This is a genomic window from Synechococcus sp. Lug-A (assembly GCF_024345655.1).
Lineage (GTDB): Bacteria > Cyanobacteriota > Cyanobacteriia > PCC-6307 > Cyanobiaceae > MW101C3.
This window is the reverse complement of the sequence record NZ_JAGQBN010000006.1, coordinates 94,729-113,467: the sequence shown is the minus strand read 5'-3', so window position 1 is coordinate 113,467 and position 18,739 is coordinate 94,729. Positions and strand designations below refer to the sequence as shown.

At 68.2% G+C, this 18,739-nt stretch carries 19 protein-coding genes and 2 tRNA genes; 12 read left to right on the top strand and 9 right to left on the bottom strand.

The genetic code is table 11. The features are described 5' to 3' along the window. Positions 1 to 78: 78 nt before the first annotated feature. The 6 genes from yidC (at position 79) to KBY86_RS06295 (ending at position 5,980) form a co-directional block, all read left to right on the top strand. The gene (yidC, locus tag KBY86_RS06320) at positions 79 to 1,218 is read left to right on the top strand and encodes a membrane protein insertase YidC (protein ID WP_255099761.1); all 1,140 of its coding nucleotides are present in this window, start codon (positions 79 to 81) and stop codon (positions 1,216 to 1,218) included. Continuing rightward, positions 1,215 to 1,760, top strand: coding sequence for a DUF177 domain-containing protein (locus KBY86_RS06315; protein WP_255140601.1), 546 nt, complete (start codon positions 1,215 to 1,217; stop codon positions 1,758 to 1,760). Before yidC ends, KBY86_RS06315 begins: the two co-directional genes overlap by 4 nt. 59 nt (positions 1,761 to 1,819) lie before the next feature. Next, complete coding sequence (locus KBY86_RS06310; RefSeq protein WP_255099758.1) at positions 1,820 to 3,322, top strand: AAA family ATPase; 1,503 nt, start codon at positions 1,820 to 1,822, stop codon at positions 3,320 to 3,322. A 90-nt stretch (positions 3,323 to 3,412) separates the two neighbouring features. After that, a complete protein-coding gene (locus KBY86_RS06305) occupies positions 3,413 to 3,571 on the top strand; it encodes a hypothetical protein (RefSeq protein WP_198948196.1) in 159 nt (52 codons plus the stop codon). Positions 3,572 to 3,783: 212 nt separating this feature from the next. Beyond that, the gene (locus KBY86_RS06300; protein WP_261346073.1) at positions 3,784 to 4,779 is read left to right on the top strand and encodes a 2-hydroxyacid dehydrogenase; all 996 of its coding nucleotides are present in this window, start codon (positions 3,784 to 3,786) and stop codon (positions 4,777 to 4,779) included. Positions 4,780 to 4,798: 19 nt separating this feature from the next. Further along, a complete protein-coding gene (locus KBY86_RS06295; protein WP_255140600.1) occupies positions 4,799 to 5,980 on the top strand; it encodes an aminotransferase class V-fold PLP-dependent enzyme in 1,182 nt (393 codons plus the stop codon). Positions 5,981 to 6,035: 55 nt separating this feature from the next. Here KBY86_RS06295 and aqpZ read toward each other — a convergent pair whose 3' ends face one another. The 4 genes from aqpZ to yidD form a co-directional block, all read right to left on the bottom strand. Beyond that, a complete protein-coding gene (gene aqpZ / locus KBY86_RS06290; protein WP_255140599.1) occupies positions 6,036 to 6,779 on the bottom strand; it encodes an aquaporin Z in 744 nt (247 codons plus the stop codon). Between the two features lie 135 nt (positions 6,780 to 6,914). Further along, entirely contained in the window at positions 6,915 to 8,447 is a 1,533-nt protein-coding gene (locus tag KBY86_RS06285; RefSeq protein ID WP_255140598.1) for a UDP-N-acetylmuramoyl-L-alanyl-D-glutamate--2,6-diaminopimelate ligase, read from the bottom strand. A 45-nt stretch (positions 8,448 to 8,492) separates the two neighbouring features. Beyond that, positions 8,493 to 8,795 carry a glutaredoxin family protein gene (locus KBY86_RS06280; RefSeq protein WP_094510459.1) on the bottom strand — a complete coding sequence of 101 codons (303 nt, stop codon included), beginning with the start codon at positions 8,793 to 8,795 and terminating at the stop codon, positions 8,493 to 8,495. A 28-nt stretch (positions 8,796 to 8,823) separates the two neighbouring features. Further along, positions 8,824 to 9,075: a membrane protein insertion efficiency factor YidD gene (gene yidD, locus KBY86_RS06275; RefSeq protein ID WP_399221201.1), complete on the bottom strand. Its 252-nt coding sequence runs from the start codon at positions 9,073 to 9,075 to the stop codon at positions 8,824 to 8,826. Between the two features lie 98 nt (positions 9,076 to 9,173). Between yidD and rpsD the strand changes: the two genes are divergently transcribed. Next, positions 9,174 to 9,782 (top strand): 30S ribosomal protein S4, encoded by a 609-nt coding sequence (gene rpsD, locus KBY86_RS06270; protein WP_255140596.1) that lies wholly within the window; start codon positions 9,174 to 9,176, stop codon positions 9,780 to 9,782. 162 nt (positions 9,783 to 9,944) lie between these two features. Here the strand turns inward: rpsD and trpC are convergent, their stop codons facing one another. The 5 genes from trpC to KBY86_RS06245 all read right to left on the bottom strand — a co-directional run bounded on the left by trpC (position 9,945) and on the right by KBY86_RS06245 (position 13,816). Then, positions 9,945 to 10,853: an indole-3-glycerol phosphate synthase TrpC gene (gene trpC / locus KBY86_RS06265; RefSeq protein ID WP_255099753.1), complete on the bottom strand. Its 909-nt coding sequence runs from the start codon at positions 10,851 to 10,853 to the stop codon at positions 9,945 to 9,947. A 69-nt stretch (positions 10,854 to 10,922) separates the two neighbouring features. Next, positions 10,923 to 12,371: a dihydrolipoyl dehydrogenase gene (gene lpdA, locus KBY86_RS06260; protein WP_255140594.1), complete on the bottom strand. Its 1,449-nt coding sequence runs from the start codon at positions 12,369 to 12,371 to the stop codon at positions 10,923 to 10,925. 11 nt (positions 12,372 to 12,382) lie between these two features. After that, the gene (locus tag KBY86_RS06255; RefSeq protein ID WP_255140593.1) at positions 12,383 to 13,180 is read right to left on the bottom strand and encodes an RNA methyltransferase; all 798 of its coding nucleotides are present in this window, start codon (positions 13,178 to 13,180) and stop codon (positions 12,383 to 12,385) included. A 229-nt stretch (positions 13,181 to 13,409) separates the two neighbouring features. Further along, on the bottom strand, positions 13,410 to 13,658 hold the full coding sequence (locus KBY86_RS06250; RefSeq protein WP_094510338.1) for a hypothetical protein: 249 nt from the start codon (positions 13,656 to 13,658) through the stop codon (positions 13,410 to 13,412). A 74-nt stretch (positions 13,659 to 13,732) separates the two neighbouring features. After that, a tRNA-Leu gene (locus KBY86_RS06245) sits at positions 13,733 to 13,816 on the bottom strand. Between the two features lie 170 nt (positions 13,817 to 13,986). Here KBY86_RS06245 and murA point away from each other — a divergent pair. From murA to KBY86_RS06220, 5 genes are all read left to right on the top strand, one after another. Continuing rightward, a complete protein-coding gene (gene murA / locus KBY86_RS06240) occupies positions 13,987 to 15,288 on the top strand; it encodes a UDP-N-acetylglucosamine 1-carboxyvinyltransferase (RefSeq protein WP_094510339.1) in 1,302 nt (433 codons plus the stop codon). 71 nt (positions 15,289 to 15,359) lie between these two features. After that, a tRNA-Leu gene (locus tag KBY86_RS06235) sits at positions 15,360 to 15,441 on the top strand. Between the two features lie 85 nt (positions 15,442 to 15,526). Beyond that, positions 15,527 to 16,714, top strand: a complete 1,188-nt coding sequence (locus KBY86_RS06230) for an aspartate aminotransferase family protein (RefSeq protein ID WP_255140619.1) — start codon at positions 15,527 to 15,529, stop codon at positions 16,712 to 16,714. An 83-nt stretch (positions 16,715 to 16,797) separates the two neighbouring features. Further along, positions 16,798 to 18,057 carry a folylpolyglutamate synthase/dihydrofolate synthase family protein gene (locus KBY86_RS06225; RefSeq protein WP_255140592.1) on the top strand — a complete coding sequence of 420 codons (1,260 nt, stop codon included), beginning with the start codon at positions 16,798 to 16,800 and terminating at the stop codon, positions 18,055 to 18,057. A 20-nt stretch (positions 18,058 to 18,077) separates the two neighbouring features. After that, positions 18,078 to 18,710: a pentapeptide repeat-containing protein gene (locus tag KBY86_RS06220; RefSeq protein ID WP_255140591.1), complete on the top strand. Its 633-nt coding sequence runs from the start codon at positions 18,078 to 18,080 to the stop codon at positions 18,708 to 18,710. The last annotated feature ends 29 nt before the right edge of the window (positions 18,711 to 18,739 follow it).

Below are 18,739 nucleotides of genomic sequence, written 5' to 3'. Positions count from 1 at the left end.
CCTCCCGGTGCGCTCGCACCGCCCCATTGGTCGGGCACACTGGGCCGATCAGATCCTTCCCCCCGTCCCCACCCCGCTGTGATCGGCTACATCTCCGACAACCTGCTGCTCCCCATCCTCGATTTCTTCTACGGATTGGTGCCGAGCTACGGGCTGGCCATCATCGCGCTCACCGTGGTGATCCGGCTGGCGCTCTTCCCGCTGAGCGCCGGCTCCATCCGCAGTGCCCGCCGCATGCGCATCGCCCAGCCGGTGATGCAGAAGCGTCAGGCGGAGATCAAATCGCGCTACGCCAGCAACCCCCAGAAGCAGCAGGAAGAGCTGGGCAAGTTGATGAAGGAGTTCGGCAGCCCGCTGGCCGGGTGCCTGCCGCTGGTGGTTCAGATGCCGATCCTGTTCGCCCTGTTCGCCACCCTGCGGGGGTCCCCCTTCGCCGATGTGCCCTACACCCTGAACCTCAAGGTGCTCCCCGCCGACCAGATCGCTGCGGTGGAAGCGAAGCCGTTCAACAGCGCCAGCCATTCGATCTTCATCACCGAAACCAGCCACGTGCCGGTGGTCGCCAGCCTTGAGCAAGGCACCAAGCTCGGCGTCGGCGACACGGCCCAGATCGAGCTGCACACCCGTGACGGCAAGCCGTTCACCTCCGTCCTCGCCGATGTGGAAAACGGTTCGGCCTTCCTGCCCACCTGGTCGGTCACCAAAGGCGATGGCGTGGTGGCGGTCAGCGACGACGGCAGGATCACGGCCATCGGCACCGGTGACGCCACGGTGGAGGCCAAGGTGCCCGGCCTGGCAGCCCGCAGCGGCTTCCTGTTCATCAAGGCGCTCGGTCAGGTGGGCTTCTACACCGATGGGGCGATCAACTGGGACATCGCCATCCTGGTGGGAGCTTTCGGCGCCAGCCTGTTCGTCTCCCAGATCCTTTCGGGCATGGGCATGCCGCCGAACCCGCAGCAGTCCACCGCCAACAAGATCACGCCCGTGATGATCACCGGCATGTTCCTGTTCTTCCCGTTGCCCGCCGGCGTCCTGCTTTACATGGTGGTGGCGAACATCTTCCAGGGCCTGCAGACCTTCCTGCTCACCCGCGAAGCCCTTCCGGACAACCTCCAGGAGATTCTTGACCAGCAGCTTGCTCAGCAGACCGTGTCGGTGGCCTCCAGCGGCGCCGCCTCCCTCGACCGGCTGCCGTTTGAGCCCAAGAGCAAGAAGTGACGCAGCGCGGCCCCTCCCACCCTCCGCAGGCGGTGCCGCTGCAGCCGATCCCCCTGCAGCAGCTGCGGCTGATGCCCCAGGGGTGTCACTGGGAGGTCGACCAGCATCTGCCGGCCCTCACCACCCTCACTCCGGTGCGGGGCACGATCACTGCCCTGCATGGCGGCAGCGTGCTGGAGGTGAGCGGTGCGGCCCACACGATCATCACCCTCTGCTGCGACCGCTGCCTGCGCCACTACAACCAGCCGATCGCCTTTAAGGAGCGTGAACCGCTCTGGATCGGCGACGCTGAACCGAGCGAGCCAGATGACGACCCGCTCGATGGCCCCTGCGAGCGCCTCGATCCCCAGGGCAGTTTCGATCCCGCCCATTGGCTGTTCGAGCAGCTCAGCCTGCAATGGCCCCTGCGCAACCATTGCGGCCCCGACTGCCCCGGGCCTGCCAGCTGGGGCACCCACGACGCGGCCCCGATCCCCGATCCCGCTTCCCAGGATGGTGCTGCGATCGACCCGCGCTGGGCGCGGTTGCGTGAGCTCCGCTGATCCGCTCCCATGCCCCACGTCGCCGCTCCCTTCCCGTTCAGCGCCCCTGAAGCCGGCCGATGACGGCGCCCTGGATCGACCAGCTGGATCTGCTGATCCGTTCGCGCACGCCGATCCTCTGGATCCGCAGCCCTGAAGAGGAGCGCATCCAGGCGCTGCTCACCACCGCGGCCGAGCGGCTGGGCCAGCGGCTGCTGCTGCGCTGGGATTTCGTGCAGGGGCTGGAGGGCCTGCCCAACCGGCGGGGGGAGGCAGCCCGCAACCCGATGGCGGCGCTCGACAGCATCGAATCCCTGCCTCCGGATCAACCAGCGATCCTGCTGCTGCTGGATTTCAACCGCTACTGCGAGGACCCGGGCATCTCGCGCCGCCTGCGCAATCTGGCTACCAGCCTGCGCCGCCAGCCCCGCACCCTGGTGATCACGGCCCCCGACTGGCAGGTGCCGCGCGAACTGGAGGAGTGCATCACCGTGCTCGAGCTGCCCCTTCCCAGTCCCAGCGAGATCAGCCAGCTGCTCACCAACATCGGTCAGGCCAGCGGCCGGCCGCCGGAGCCTGCCCTGCTGGAGCAACTGGCCCACTGCTGTAGCGGCCTCACCGAGCAACGCATCCGTCAGGTGGCCGCCCGGGCCCTGGCCCGCCGGGGGCAGCTCGGCGAAGCCGATCTCACCGAAGTGCTGGAGGAGAAGCGGCAGGCGATCGCCCGCAGCGAGCTGCTGGAGTATTGCCCAACCGAAGCGACCCCCTCCGACATCGGCGGCCTCGACGCCCTTAAGCACTGGTTGAAGCAGCGCAAGCTGGCCTTCAGCGACGAGGCCGAGCGCTATGGCCTGCCGCTACCCCGCGGTGTGCTGCTGGTCGGTCCACAGGGCACGGGAAAATCGCTCACGGCCAAGGCGATCGCCCACAGCTGGGCGATGCCTCTGCTGCGCCTCGATGTGGGACGCCTGTTCGCCGGCCTGGTAGGAGCCAGCGAGGCCCGCACCCGGGACATGATCCGCCGCGCCGAGGCCATGGCCCCCTGCGTGCTCTGGATCGACGAGATCGACAAGGGCTTCGGTGGCGACAGCCGCAGCGACGGCGGCACCAGTCAGAGGGTGCTGGCCAGCCTGCTCACCTGGATGGCGGAGAAAACCTCCGCCGTGTTCGTGGTGGCCACCGCCAACGGGGTGGACAGCCTGCCCCCCGAGCTGATGCGCAAAGGACGCTTCGACGAGATCTTCCTGCTCGATCTGCCTGATGTGGCTGAGCGGCTGGCGATTCTCGATCTGCAGCTGCGCCGGCGGCGCCCCGACCACCGCATCCCCCTGGATGTGCTCGTGGACCGCACCGCTGGCTTCTCCGGCGCAGAACTGGAGCAGGTGGTGGTGGAGGCCATGCACCTCGCCTTCGGCGACCACAGGGAGTTCGGTGAGCCTGATCTGATTGCCGCCGCCAGTGATCTGGTGCCCCTGTCGCGCACGGCGCGGGAACAGTTGGAGGCGCTCAAACACTGGGCCGAGAGTGGCCGGGCCCGCCCGGCCTCCAGATTGCGCGGCGTAACGAAAACAGACGCCGAGTAACGAACCCCGACGCCGGGTAACGAAACCCGGGGAATGGCGAAGTCTCCGCAATATCCATCCCTACGGTTCCGTGCAGTTGTACAGAACACCGTGGATCGTCCCGCCGTCGCTACCCAGATCGCCGTGGCTTGTCTTGGTGCCGGTGTGGTGACCACCTTCGCCGTGGCCCAGGGTCAGAACCCCCTCACCGCCCTCGGCATCACCCTGTTTTCCGCTCTCGCCGCTGTGATGGTGGGCCAGGTTCTCTGAACCCACACAGGCCAGGGTTGACGGTCGCTGTGGCTGGTTAGGGTCGCCTGGATGATCCATCCAGTGCGGTTCGTTTGGTCATGGATGCTTCGAAGCCTTCGCTGAACGTTGAGGCCACGGCGACTCACGTTCAGCCTTCGCTCACACACCCAGAGCCTTCGCCCACACAGCTTCTGCCATCTGTCACCCCTCCGGACCCTGCCGCCACGACGTTGACCGTGGCGGTGTTTGATGCGAAGCCCTACGACCGGCTCCATCTCCCAGCGGCCACAGGCGCAGATGTGCAGCTTCGCTTTCTTGCCTTTCGCCTCACTGCGGATACTGCCGCCGCCGCTGAAGGGGCCAAGGCTGTCTGTGTCTTCGTCAACGATGTGGTCGACCGGGCCTGTATCCAGCAGCTGGTGGCGAGGGGCATCACACTGGTGGCCCTGCGTTGCACCGGCTTCAACAATATCGATCTGGATTCAGCCAGGGAACTGGGGCTCACGGTGACCCATGTTCCGGCCTATTCCCCCTATGCGGTGGCTGAACATGCGGTGGCGTTGCTGCTGAGCCTGAACCGCAAGGTGCACCGGGCGTACAACCGGGTGCGCGAGATGAATTTCTCGCTGCAGGGCCTCGTGGGGAGCGATCTGCATCGCAAGACGGTGGGAATCGTGGGTACGGGCAAGATCGGCAAGATCGTGGCGCGCATTCTTCACGGCTTCGGCATGGTGGTGGTGGCCTACGACCCCTATCCCGACCCCGCCTGGGCGGCGCGGGAGGGCATCACCTATCTCGATCCGATCACATTGGCCTCGATGAGTGATGTGATCTCCCTGCACGTTCCGCTCACGCCGGAAACCCATCACATCATTCGGCGCGAAACTATTGAGCGCATGAAGCCGGGCGTGATTCTCGTCAATGTGAGCCGTGGCGGCCTGATTGACACCTCCGCGCTGATCGAGGCGCTCAAGTCGGGCCGGCTCGGTGGAGTGGCACTCGATGTCTATGAGGAAGAGGAGGGGGTGTTCTTCGAGGATCTCTCCAGCCATGTGCTTCAAGACGATCTGCTCGCCAGGCTGCTCACCTTCCCCAATGTGCTGATCACCGCCCACCAGGCCTTCCTCACCCACGAGGCGCTCGGTGATATCGCCCACGTGACCGGTGTCAACCTGCGGGCACTGGCGGCGGCGCACCCCTTCCTGAAGGGCTCCGTGCTCACCTGACGACGGCATCGTTTCCCCCATGGATCCACACACCCCTGCCCAGCTGCGGCAGCTCATGCCAGCGCTGGCGAACAAGAGCTATTTCAACTACGGCGGGCAGGGCCCGCTGCCGACGCCCTCGCTCGCGGCGATCACCGCCAGCTGGCAGCGGCTGCAGGAGCTGGGCCCGTTCACGGCAGACGTCTGGCCCTGGCTGTCAGCCCAACTGAGCAGCCTGCGCGGGGTTCTGGCGGCCGGTTGCGGCGTTCCTCCCGATCGGTTGGCGCTCACCGAGAACGTGTCGAGTGGCTGCGTGCTGCCGCTCTGGGGGCTCCCCTGGCAGCCCGGCGACACCTTGCTGATCAGTGATTGCGAGCACCCCGGCATCGTGGCGGCCTGCCGCGAGCTGGCGCGCCGCGAAGGCCTCAGCCTCGACACCCTGGCGGTGAAGGAGATCCGCGGCGATTCCCCCGCTGCTGTGGATGACGCTGTGCTGGCGGCGCTCGAAGCCGCACTGACGCCGCGCACGCGCCTGGTGGTGCTCTCCCATCTGCTCTGGAACACCGGCCTGGTGATGCCGATCGCGGCCGTGGCCGCGCGGCTGCGGGAGCATGGGCGCCAGCCATGGTTGCTGGTGGATGCGGCCCAGTCGGTGGGAAGCCTGCCCGTGGCTGAAGCCGCCAGCCAGGCCGACATCTACGCCTTCACAGGCCACAAGTGGTGCTGCGGCCCTGAAGGGCTGGGTGGGGTGGCGCTGTCGGCGCGGCTGCTGGTGGAGTCGCAGCCCACGCTGGGAGGCTGGCGCAGCCTGGCGAACGAATCCCAGGGGGGCAGTGCCTGGCACACCGACAGCCGCCGCTTCGAGGTGGCCACCTCCTGCACGCCGCTGCTGGCAGGGTTGCACACCTCGCTGGCGTTGCTGGAGTCGCTGGGCTCGTGCGAGCAGCGGCTTTCGCTGATCCAGGAGCGCAGCGGCCAGCTGTGGCAGGGGCTGCAGGCGATTGATGGGATCACGCCGCTGCTGAGTGCAGCGCCACCCGCTGGCCTGGTGAGTTTCACCGTGGCCGGTCAGACCCCTCAGGCGGTGGTGGAGGCGCTGGGGAAGCAGGGACTTTGGCTGCGCAGCCTCGACGACCCGTCCTGTCTGCGTGCCTGCACCCATGTGACCACCAGCGCAGCCGAAGTGGAACGGCTGCTCGATGCCCTGTGTCAGCTGGTGTGAGGCGCCGGCGGTGACCCAGGAGGGCTCCGCCGGCGGTGACGTGAGCCAGGAGCGTTCAGCCGACCGTGTCGGAGGCCATCAGGGTGCGGTGAACCCAGCCCGCCAGCAGGGCGCCGGCAATCGGTGCCACCCAGAACAGCCACAGCTGAGCCATGGCATCGCCGCCGACCCACACCGCCACGGCGGTGCTGCGGGCGGGGTTCACGGAGGTGTTGGTGACGGGGATGCTGATCAGGTGAATGAGGGTGAGGCTGAGACCGATCGGCACCCCGGCAAAGCCGCCGGGAGCCAGGCGATCGGTGGCGCCCATGATCACCAGCAGGAACACGAACGTGAGGATCACCTCGATCACCAGCGCGGCCAGGAAGCCGTAGCCGCCGGGGGAGTGGGCTCCCCAGCCGTTGGTGGCCAGCGGATTGCCACCAGTGAGGGCGAAGCCCTGCCTGCCGCTGGCCACGAGCAGGATCACACCGCCGGCGACCACGCCGCCGAGCACCTGGGCGATCACGTAGGGAAGCAGCTGGGAGCCGGGAAACTTGCCGCCGGCCCACAGCCCGAAGCTGACGGCCGGGTTGATGTGACAGCCGGAGATGTGCCCGAAGGTGTAGACCATGGTCAGCAGGGTCAGACCGAAGGCGAGCGAGACGCCGAGGAAGCCCAGGCCCAGAGGGTTGGCGGCGGGGTTGTCGTAGGGGAACACCGCTGCCAGCACGGCGCTGCCGCAGCCTCCGAGCACCAGCCAGAAGGTGCCGATCAGTTCAGCGAAGAACTTCTTCGCCAGTGGAACACTGGAGGCCATGCGGGTTAAGCGGCGGTATCGCGGTTGATCTTCTCACCGCCTGGTGCTGGTTTTCGGCCGTTTGTGTGTTCAAACGCACAGTTTTCAGGGGGGCGGTCAGTGTGCCTGCCGGCCCCTGGCAGGGTCGTTTCCTCCTCAGACGGTTCTGAGCTGCAGCGCCTTCTGCGCTTCTTCCCGGTCGTCGAAGTGGATCTTGGTGGTGCCAAGAATCTGATAGTCCTCATGGCCCTTGCCGGCGATCAGCACCAGATCGCCGGGCGCGGCGCTGGCGATGCCGAGGGCGATGGCGGTGGCCCGGTCCCCCTCCACCACCAGGTCGGTGCCGGCGGGAATGCCGGCCACCACGTCGTCGAGGATGCGCTGGGGGTCTTCCGTGCGCGGATTGTCGGAGGTGACCACCACCCGATCCGCCAGCCGGGCGGCGATCGCCGCCATCTGGGGCCGCTTGCCGCGGTCACGGTCACCGCCGCAGCCGAACACGCAGATCAGCCGGCCGGAGCAGAAGGGCCGGCAGGCGGCCAGGGCGTTCTCCAGCCCATCGGGGGTGTGGGCGTAGTCCACCAGCACCGCCGGCAGGTCAGTGCCGGCACCACCAGCCAGCACCACCCGCTCCATGCGGCCGGGCACCCCGCGGAAGCTGTCGATCGCCGCCAGCAGCGGGGCCAGCTCCAGCCCCTGCTGCAGCAGGGCGCCCACCGCCTCCAGCAGGTTCATCAGGTTGAAGCGCCCCACCAGCGGCGAGCAGAACGGCCCTGAGCCCAGCGGGCTCACCAGGGTGCCGCTGACGCCATCGGCCCCGACCACCAGATCACGCACACCCAGCTCCGCCACGCCCGCCCCCGCCGGCGCTTCGGCCGGTGTCGCCAGGGAGCAGCGCCAGAGTCGCTCGCCGAGGGTTTCCGTCAGGCGCTCCGCCAGCTGCGCGCCCCACGGGTCGTCGATGTTCACCACGGCGCCCCCTGCCAGCCGCTCGGAGGCGAACAACAGCGCCTTGGCCTCGAAGTAGGCCTGCATCGACGGGTGGTAGTCGAGGTGGTCCTGGGTGAGGTTGGTGAACACGGCACCGGCGAAGCGGCAGCCCGCCACCCGCGCTTGATCAAGGGCATGGGAGCTCACCTCCATCGCCCCGACCCGGGCGCCTGCGGCCACCGCCTCGGCCAGTTGCCGCTGCAGCTCCTCGGCGAAGGCGGTGGTGTGCGAGGCGGTGGCGCTGTGTCCGGGCCAGCGGTTGCTGAGCGTGCCGAACAGGGCGACCGGCTGGCCGCAGGCGGCTGCTAGATGTTCGATCAGATGGGTGGTGGTGGTTTTGCCGTTGGTGCCGGTGACGCCGATCAGGGCCAGCTGCTGGCTGGGCTCCCCCCAGAAGGCCGCGGCCAGCCGTCCGGCGATTTCCGCCAGCGGTCCCTGCACCACCAGCACTGGGTCGGTGGCGGAGGGCGGGCACTGGGCGGCGGCCGCCGCGCCGATCACCGCAGCCACCGCGCCATTGCTCAGCGCCTTGGGCCAGAACACGCCGCCGTCCACCTGACCACCGGGCACCCCCACGAACAGGGTGCCGGCGCCCACATGGCGGGAATCGCAGCTCACGCCGGTGACGGTCTCATCCCCCAGGGTGCGGGGCACCTCCAGACCGCTCTGGTGCAGGAGGGAATGGAGAGGCTGGGTCATGGGGGTGGGGGCAGCCGCTGCCGTGGGATCGGGGTTCGCAGGGTTTTAGGCGGATTCGGGGGCATCCGATAGCGCTGCCAGACACTTCCTCAGCCAGCGGTCGAGGGCGGCCCCGCTGAGCCGCGGCGATGCCCGCGGCAATTCCTGCAGCTGATCGGCGCGCCGCACAGCCAGCACCGGAATCTCCAGCCCGTAACGGGCCTCGAGCGCGGGGTCGCTCGCCACATCCACCAGCACCAGGTCGGGACGGGGTTCAAGCGCCCGCAGCCGTTGCTCCAGCCCGTCGCAGAGGCAACAGCCGTCGCGCCGGTAGAGCGTCAGAGGGGGCAGGCCGGCCGTGGCGGTCATCAGCAAGGGAGGGTGTGGGGGGAGAGCTTCAATCGGGAACCGGATCGCAGCCGCACGGGGTGAAGGGGTGACAGCGCAGCAGGCGGCGGGCCGTGAGCCAACCACCCCGCCAGGGGCCATGGCGTTGGATGGCCTCCAGGCCATAGGCGCTGCAGCTGGGGATGAAGCGGCAGCGGGGCCCCAGCAGGGGAGACAGCCACTGCCGGTAGGCCTGGATCAGGCCCATAAGCACCCTCGCGACCAGGGCGGAGAGGGCGTTGGCCCCGAAAGATAGAGTGATGGGCTGGCGTTCCACTGCCGGGAGCTGCCGAGGGAAACCTCCAGCATGCTCCCAGGTCAACGGCGGCGCCGGTCCATCCCTTTGAACAGCTTTCCCCGATGTCCCGATACCGCGGCCCTCGCCTGAGGATCACGCGGCGCTTGGGAGACCTCCCCGGTCTCACCCGTAAGTCCGCCAAGCGGGCTTATCCCCCCGGTCAGCACGGCCAAGCCCGTCGCAAGCGCTCCGAATACGCCATCCGCCTGGAAGAGAAGCAGAAGCTTCGCTTCAACTACGGCATCTCCGAGCGCCAGCTCGTGCGCTACGTGAAGAAAGCGCGCGCCCAGGAAGGTTCCACCGGAACCAACCTGCTCAAACTGCTCGAGAACCGTCTCGACAACGTCTGCTTCCGTCTCGGCTTCGGCCCCACCGTGCCCGGCGCCCGCCAGCTGGTGAACCACGGCCACATCACCGTGAATGGCCGCGTCGTTGACATCCCCAGCTATCAGTGCCGAGCCGGTGATGTGATCATCGTGCGTCAGCGCAAGGCCAGCAAGCAGCTGGCTGAAGGCAACCTGGAGTTCCCAGGCCTCTCCAACATCCCCCCCAACCTCGAGCTCGACAAATCCAAGCTCTCGGCCAAGGTCAACGGCCGCATTGAGCGTGAATGGGTGGCGCTGGAGATCAACGAACTGCTGGTGGTGGAGTACTACTCCCGCAAGGTGTGATCCTCGGGATCCTCCCCCACCAGGATTTTTCTCACCACCACACCCCGCCCTCGGCGGGGTTTTTTCATGGTCGAGCTCTGGATTGCACTCTCACAGTTCCGCCAGGGCTGACTGAGCCGTCGCAGACGACGGCCAAGCCTCAGCCGGCGCGGCCAGCCGCCTTCAGCCGCTGATCAGCTGCTCCAAGGCGGCGGTCACATCCGGCTGGCGCATCAGCGCTTCCCCCACCAGCACCGCATCGGCGCCGGCGCTCTGCACCCGGTCGAGGTCGTCGCGGCTGAACAGCCCCGATTCGCTCACCAGCAGTGCTCCCCGCTGCCGCACCTGATCGCCGAAACGGACCATCAGTTGCTCGGTGGTGGCGAGATCGGTGTGGAAGCTGGTGAGGTCGCGGTTGTTGATGCCGATCAGGGTGTGAGCCGCCGTGATTGGCTCCGACCAGATGGGCAGGCGCAGCATCCGCTCCAGCTCGTCGGCGTCATGCACCTCCACCAGCACGGCCAGCCCCAGGGCACGGGCCACCTTCATCAGGTAAACCACGTCCTGGTCGGTGAGAATCGCCGCGATCAGCAGGGCCGCATCGGCGCCGGCGGCGCGTGCCTGGTGCAGCTGGTAGGGGGAAAGGATGAAGTCCTTGCAGAGCAGGGGCAGATCCACCACCTGGCGCACCTCAACCAGCACCTCAAAGCCGCCCTGGAAAAACCTCTTGTCGGTGAGCACCGACAGGCAGCTGGCGCCACCGGCCGCATAGCCCCTGGCAATGGCCACCGGATCGAAATCGGCGCGGATCACACCTTTGCTGGGGCTGGCTTTCTTGATCTCGGCGATCACCGCGGGCTTGCGGCAGCTCGCCCGCAGCGCGGCGACGAAATCACGGGTGGGGGGCAGGTCGCGCAGTTGGCGCTGCAGCGTTTCCAGCGGCACCCGCTCCCTGGCGGCGGCCACCTCGCGATCTTTCTCCCAGACGATCCGCTCGAGGATGTGCTGGGGCTCCTGCTCGGGATGGGGAATGCCGAACTGAAGATTGGCCACCTTCACCGGCGGATTGGGTGGACGGCGACGAATCTCCAAAGCCTCAGGGCATCAGGAGCCGATCGTAAGGGCGGGCACCGAGACGGCCCGTGAGTGGGCCAGGCCTCATCAGGCCACGGCCATGGCCGCCTGCTTGTAGGCCACCTCCACCACTTCACTGAGGGTGGGGTGGGTGTGCACTTCCGTGGCGAGGTCCCCCACCCGCTGGCGGCGGGCCACGGCGTTGGCGACCTCCTGAATCAGGTCGGCGGCGTGCAATCCATAGATGTGGGCGCCCAGCACCTCGCCGGTGTCCTTGCGGAACAGCAACTTCATCAGCCCATCGCTTTCCAGTTCCGCCAGCGCCTTGGAGTTGGCCTTGAAGTAACTGCGCACGCTGCCTAGCTCAAACCCCTCAGCCGCCGCCAGCGCCTTGGCGTCGGCTTCGCTCAGGCCCACCGAGCTGATCTCGGGATGGGTGAAGGTGGCTGCCGGGATCGAGCGGTAGTCGATCGCACGCGCATGGCCAAGGATGTTGTCCACTGCCACGGTGCCCTGGGCGGCGGCGGTGTGGGCCAGCATCATCTTTCCGGTCACGTCGCCCACGGCCCAGAGATGGGGCACGGGCGTCTCGCCCGCCAGCACCTGGAGCTGGTCGTTCACGGGGATGAAGCCGCGGTTGGTTTCCACGCCCACGCTGGCCAGGTGTAGATCCTTGCTCACCGGCACCCGCCCGGTGGCCACAAGCACCGCATCCACTTCCAGCACCTCCACCAGCTCCTTGGTCGCCATGGCGGCCAGTTCGATCCGTACCGGCGCCCCCGGGGTCACCTTGCGGGCCAGCAGACCGGCGCGGGTGTCGATGTCCCGGCCGTCGATCAGGTGGCGAGCGGCGATCTTGGCGATGTCGGGATCAAAGGTGGGCATCACCCGATCGAGCGCCTCGATCATCGTGACCTCGCAACCCAGTGCCGTGTACACATCGGCGAATTCCAGGCCGATGTAGCCGCTGCCCACGATGGCAATCCAGCGGGGCAGCCACTCCAGGCTGATCGCTTCGTCGCTGGTGAACACCGTGCGTCCGTCGGTTTCGATTCCGGGCGGCACGAAGGGATCCGAGCCGGTAGCCACGATCACATCGCGGGCGGTGAACACCTGCTTCACCCCGTTGCTCTGGCGCACCGCCACCCGCTGATGCCCGTCGAGGCGCCCCTTGCCCCGCAGGATCACGGCCCCCGACCGCTCCAGGGTCTTGGTGAGATTGGTGCGGATCGTGGCCACCAGCTGATTGGCGTGATCGGCGATCTTCTGCCGCTCGAAGCGCACCGGCGCGGCGTGGATGCCGAAACCTTGCAGGTGCTTGGCATCAGCCAGCTCCCGCACCCGGCCACTGGCGGCCAGCAGCGCCTTGGAGGGCACGCAGCCGCGGTTCACGCAGGTGCCGCCCATGTCACGCGATTCGATGATCGCCGTGCGCAGGCCATGGTCGGCCGCATGCTTGGCCGCATCGAAGCCGCCGTAGCCGGCGCCGATCACGATCACGTCGTAGTCGAAGGAAGAGGCGCTGCTGTCGCTCACCGGGGCGTGTCTCAGGGAGTGACCGGCATTCTCTCCTGTTGCTGGCGCCAGCGTTCAAGCAACAGGGGCCCGGCCGCCACGGCCACGTTGAGGGATTCCACGGCGGCGCTGTGGGGAATCGTGACCCGGTGGCTGCAACAGCTGAGCAGCTCGGCGCTCAGCCCTGCACCTTCGTTGCCCAGCAACAGCACGGTTGGCAGCGTCCAGTCGAGCTGCCAATAGGGAATCGCGGCAGTGTTGGCCCCAGAGGCGCTGGCCTCAGAGGCGGTGGGTGCGCTGCGGGCCATCACGGTGGTGGCCACCACCTGGGCCCCTTGCGCGCGGGCCTGCTGCAGGCGCAGGGCGAGGCCTTCGAGGCGCTCAAGCGGCAGGGTGAGGGCCGCGCCGGCGGAGGCGCGCACCACTTTCGGTTGCCAGGGGTCGGCGCCACCGGCCAACCACAGCGCCTCGACCCCGGCCGCCAGGGCCGTGCGCATCAAGGTGCCCAGGTTGCCCGGATCCTGCAATTGCTCCAGGGCCAGCACGAACCCCGGCCTGGCGGGTGCGGCGGGACGGGGCAGGGCCAGGCTCAGCACCACCCCATCGGGATGCTGGGTGGTGGCCGCGGCCGCCAGCACCGCCTCATCCACCGGCTGCAGCACCGCCGCCATCGACGGATGCTGGTGCAGCAGGGCCTGATGGGCCTCGATCCAGGCGGGTGTGGCGAGCAGTTCGCCCGCGGCCAGGCCAAGTCGGGCGGCTTCCTCGATCAGGTGGGTGCCTTCCAGCAGCACGCGTCCCTGGTCGCGCCGTCCACGGGATTCATGCAAGGCGCGGAAGCGCCCCACAACTGGATTGCGCCGGCTGGTGATCAGCGGACGAAAGAACGTTGCTGGCTCCCGCGACTCTGAAGGCTGGCCAGTGGCCTCATAGTGGCTCTGCTCGGCAGATTGGCCAGATTGTCTTGGCTCTGCAGATTGCAGTGGCTCACCAGGTTGGCTGGGGTCACCGGATTTCCGGAGTTCTTGGGCTGGCCAGGGGCCGCCGGCCTGCGGGAGTTCAGAAGACCTGATGTTTTCTGACATGCATGGAATCCTTCATCACCAGTTCGGTGGCATGAAGATCCATTCCTTTGACCGCCGCCACTTCGCCGCGGATGCCCTCCTCGCGGAGGTTTTCAACGAGCTTCTGCAGCACAATGTCCTCGACGGTGGTTTCGTCGAAACCGCCAGGGGTGAGGCGTTCAAGAAAGCGCCCGATCTTCCCCGCCACGACCTCGGAGGAATTGCTGATCTTGAGGACGATCATGGAAACGGGAGCGCGACGGAGGAGAACCCGGATTGGAGGTTCCTACAGGACAGAGGGAGTGGGCTGAAAAATGATGCGGATGGGGAGACTTGAACTCCCACGACATTGCTGCCACTAGTACCTGAAACTAGCGCGTCTACCAATTCCGCCACATCCGCTGGCGTGCCGCCGCAGCGACCGAGCAACCCTAGATCATCGCCTGCACGGCCGGCCACCGGCTACCGCGTCACGCCACGGGGTACTCCGGAAGACAGTTCAGGGGGCGGACGGCTAGACGGTGCGCCTCTGAATTGTCAAGATGCCGGCACCATCGGCTATGTAATCAGCCATGACCGTGACCGCCGCCGTGGCTCCCCAGCTGATGGTCAATCCCCGCCTGGAGATCCTGGGGGGACACCGTCTGGCCGGCGAGCTGCGCGTGAGCGGCGCCAAGAACTCGGCGCTGGTGCTGATGGCTGCCTGCCTGATGAGCACCCAGCCCCTGCGCCTGCGGAACATCCCTCCGCTCACCGACATCGCGGCGATGGGCGAGATCCTCGGTGCCTTCGGCGTGAAGGTGAAGCGCGGTCCCGACTGGATCGAGCTTGATGGGGCCCATCTCACCCACTCCACCGCCCCCTACGAACTGGTCAACAGCCTGCGGGCCAGCTTCTTCTGCATCGGCCCGCTGCTGGCTCGCCTGGGTGTGGCGAAGATTCCCCTTCCTGGTGGCTGCCAGATCGGTTCCCGTCCGGTCATTGAGCATGTGCGGGGCCTCAAGGCGCTCGGCGCCCAGGTCACCATTGATCACGGTGTGGTCTCGGCCGTGGTGCCCGGCCGCAGCCATCGGCTCCACGGCGGCCACATCCACCTGGAATGCCCCAGCGTCGGCGCCACCGAAACGTTGATGATGGCCGCGGCTCTGGCCGAAGGCGAAACGGTGATCCACAACGCCGCTCTCGAGCCTGAAGTGGTGGACCTGGCCGGCCTGCTGATCGCCATGGGGGGCAAGGTGCGCGGCGCTGGCACCCCCACGATCACGATTGTTGGCGTCGAGCGGCTCCATGGCGCCGATTACGCCGTGATTCCCGATCGCATCGAGGCCGGCACCTTTCTGCTGGCAGCGGCGATCACCCGTTCCGAGCTGCGCGTCGCCCCGCTGATCCCCGACCACCTCGGTGCCGTGATCAGCAAGCTCGAAGAAGCCGGCTGCTCGCTGGAAGCGGATGGGATCGGCATGACCATCCGCGCCGACCGGATTCAGGCCCTCGACCTGCGCACCCAGCCGTTCCCTGGTTTCCCCACCGACCTGCAGGCCCCATTCATGAGCCTGCTGGCCACGGCCTCGGGCACGAGCATGGTCGTCGAGACGATCTTTGAAAACCGCCTGCAGCATGTGGCTGAGCTGCAGCGCATGGGGGCTTCGATCCGCATGCAGGGCAATACGGCGTTCGTGGAGGGGGTGGCCCGGCTCAGCGGCGCTCCCGTGCAGGGAACCGATCTGCGCGCCTCGGCGGCGATGGTGCTGGCGGGTCTGGCCGCCGATGGCACCACCAGCGTGCAGGGCCTGGAGTTCCTCGACCGCGGCTACGCCGATCTGGAAGGGAAGCTCAACAGCGTCGGCGCGGTGATCCGCCGCGTGAATGGCTGAGCGGAGCTTCGGGCGGTTGCCCGTTGCTCGGGCGAGGGGCTGATTCCCGCCTCCCCCTACAGTCGTTGAGCGGGAGCGTGCCGGAATTGGTAGACGGACTCGACTCAAAATCGAGCGCCTTCGGGCATGTGGGTTCGAGTCCCACCGCTCCCATCCCTCCAGCCTCAGCCCCATGTCCGTAGAGATCGCCGCTCCACCGCGGCCCGCTCCCACGCTGGTGCTGGTGCCCGACCCGGTGATGGACACCTACGCCCGCTTCCCCCTGGAGTTGGCGAAGGGCAAGGGCGTCTGGGTGCAGGACACTGCCGGCCGCCGCTACCTCGACTGTGTCGCCGGCATCGCCACCTGCACCCTCGGTCACAGCGACCGTGTGATGCGCAAGGCGCTGTCACGGCAACTGGGCCGCCTGCAGCATGTGTCGAACCTCTACCGGATTCCCGAGCAGGAAGAGCTGGCCGCCTGGATCACCAGCCGCAGCTGCACCGATCGGGTGTTCTTCTGCAATTCCGGCGCCGAGGCCAATGAGGCGGCCATCAAGCTGGCCCGCAAACACGGCCACACCGTGCGGGGCATCGAGCGGCCGATCATCCTCACGGCCCAGGCCAGCTTCCACGGCCGCACCCTGGCGGCGGTGAGCGCCACCGGCCAGCCGAAATACCACCACGGCTTCGAGCCCATGGTGGAAGGCTTCCGCTTCTTCCCCTATAACGACATCGCCGCGTTCGAAGCGCTGCTGACGGCCTGCGAGGCCGACGGCCCCCGCGTTGCCGCCGTGCTGATCGAGCCGCTGCAGGGCGAAGGGGGGGTGAACCCCGGGGATCCCGCCTTCTTCCGTCGCCTGCGGGAGCTCTGCGACCGGCACAGCATCCTGCTGATCTTCGATGAGGTGCAGATCGGCGTGGGCCGCAGTGGTGCGCTGTGGGGCTACGAGCAACTCGGCGTCGAGCCCGATGCGATCACCCTCGCCAAGGGCCTCGGCGGTGGCATCCCGATCGGAGCCCTGGCCGTGAAGCGCTCGGTGGATCACTTCCGCCCGGGCGACCACGCCAGCACCTTCGGCGGCAATCCCTTTGCCTGCCGCGCCGCCCTCACTGTGGTGCAGGAGCTGGAGCGGCGCGCCCTGGTGCCGCACGTGGCGGCCATGGGCATGGTGCTGCAGTCGCTGTTGCGGGATCTGGTGGACCAGCGCCCCCACCAACTCGAGGGGGTGCGCGGCTGGGGGCTGCTGCAGGGTCTGGTGCTCAAGGCCGACAGCGAGCTCACGGCGCCGGCGATTGCCCTGCGGGCGATCGAAGCCGGCCTGCTGGTGGTGCCCGCCGGCCCGCGTGTGGTGCGCTTCGTGCCGCCGCTGGTGATCCGGCCCAAGCACCTGCGCCTGGCGGTCAGCCGCCTCGCGCAAACACTCGATGCGTTGGCCGGCGCCTGAAGCTCTCGAGCGCCACGGTTTCTCATCGGTTCCCACCCATCGACGACTTCGCCGACCTGATCGAACCGTTCAGCCGTCGCGGGGTGGACCTGGGCCTGGAGCGTCTGCGGGCGGCGCTGGCGGAGCTGGGCCATCCCGAACGCCGCTTCGCCGCCGTGCAGGTGGCTGGCACCAACGGCAAGGGCTCGATCTGTGTGCTGCTCCATGCGGCGCTTCAGGCCGCCGGCCATCGCTGCGGGCTCTACACCTCGCCCCATCTGGTGAGCTGGTGCGAGCGGATCCAGCTGGGGGCCGGTCCCATCGCTCCCGCCCACCTGCGCCATCTGCTGACGGCCCTGCAGCCGCTGGCGTGCCGTCACGATCTCACCCCGTTCGAGCTGGTGACGGCGGCGGCTTTCGTGGCCTTCGCCGAAGCCGGGCTGGAGATCGTGGTGCTGGAGGTGGGGTTGGGGGGACGGCTGGATGCCACCACGGTCCACCCTGATCGCCGCGTGCTGGGATTCGCCAGCATCGGCCTCGACCACGCTGAATTCCTTGGTGACAGCGAGGCGGCGATCGCCGCTGAAAAAGCCGGCGTGCTGCATGGGGCCGCTGCGGCCGTGTCTGGCCCCCAGCGGCCCGATGTGGCGGCCGTGCTGGCGCAGCGGGCGCAGCTGCAGGGCTGCCCACTTCACTGGGTGAAACCGCTGGAGCAACAGGGGCAGGAGCTGGTGGCGGGTCGGTTGCGCTGGCGCCATGGTCTGCCGGGCGACATGCAGCGCACCAATGCGGCGGTGGCGCTGGAGATGCTCCAGGTGCTGCGCCGCCAGGGCTGGCACCTCCCCGATGGGGCGATCAGCGCGGGGTTTGCCGCCGCCCGCTGGCCAGGCCGCCGGCAGCGGGCGCGCTGGGGCCAGCTGCCCCTGCTGCTGGACGGGGCGCACAACCTGCCGGCGGCCCAGGCGCTGCGGGCCGAACTTGACGGTGGCGGCAGGGGCAAGCCGGCGCCGCCCCAGCTCTGGGTGCTGGGCATGCTGGCCAACAAGCAGGGCCCGGAGATGGTGCACGCCCTGCTGGCCCCCGCGGATCGCTGCTGGCTGGTGCCCGTTCCCGGCCACGCCTGCTGGAGCGCCGCCGAGCTGCGCAGCGCCTGCCCCGAGCGGGCCAGCGCCCTGCTGGCTGCCGCCAGCCTGGAAGAGGGACTGGCGGCGGCGTCCACCGCCTGGAAGGCCGTTTCCGGGGCCCCGCCGGTGGTGGTGGCGGGCTCGCTCTACCTGCTGGGCAGCCTGCTGGCGGCTGGCACGCTGGACCTGGTCCCCGGGGCAGGGGAGAGTGAGGACGGCATGTCCGGGCTGGAGCGATGACAGTGAGGCATCAAGAGGGAATGACGCAGAGAGAGGTGGTGGTGCGTAAAGAGGCAGTGGAAGCGGCCACGCTGACGGGCTGGCGCTGGCTGGCGGTGCGCCCAGCCCTGGCCGTGAACACGCGCTTGGCCGCCCTGGCCGTGCTGGTAGCGGCGCTGCTGCTGGGTGCAGGCCTGGGGCCGCTGCCGGCTCTGGCGCTCGACACCTCCGCCGGGGTGGGCCTCCAGGAGCGCGCTCTGTTTCAGGACCGGGTCGATTACACGCTCACCAACCAGAGCGGCGTGGATTTCAGCGGTCAGCAGCTCGCCAACACGTCGTTTGCCGGCGCGCTGGGGCGGGATGCCGATTTCTCTGGAGCCGATCTGCACGGCTCGATCCTCACGCAGGGAGTGTTTTCGCGCTCCGATTTCCGTGGCGCCGATCTCTCCGACGCGCTGATGGACCGGGCTGACTTCAGTGAAACCGATCTGCGCGGTGCCCTGCTGCGCGGGGTGATCGCCGCCGGCAGCAGCTTCAGCGGCGCGCAGGTGGAGAACGCCGACTTCACCGATGCTCTGCTGGACCGCGCCGATCAGCGCGCGCTCTGCCAGCGGGCCAGCGGCACCCACCCGCTCACCGGCATCAGCACCCGGGCCAGCCTGGAGTGCGGCTGAGCGCAGGCAGCCCCGCCGTGTTTGGCCGG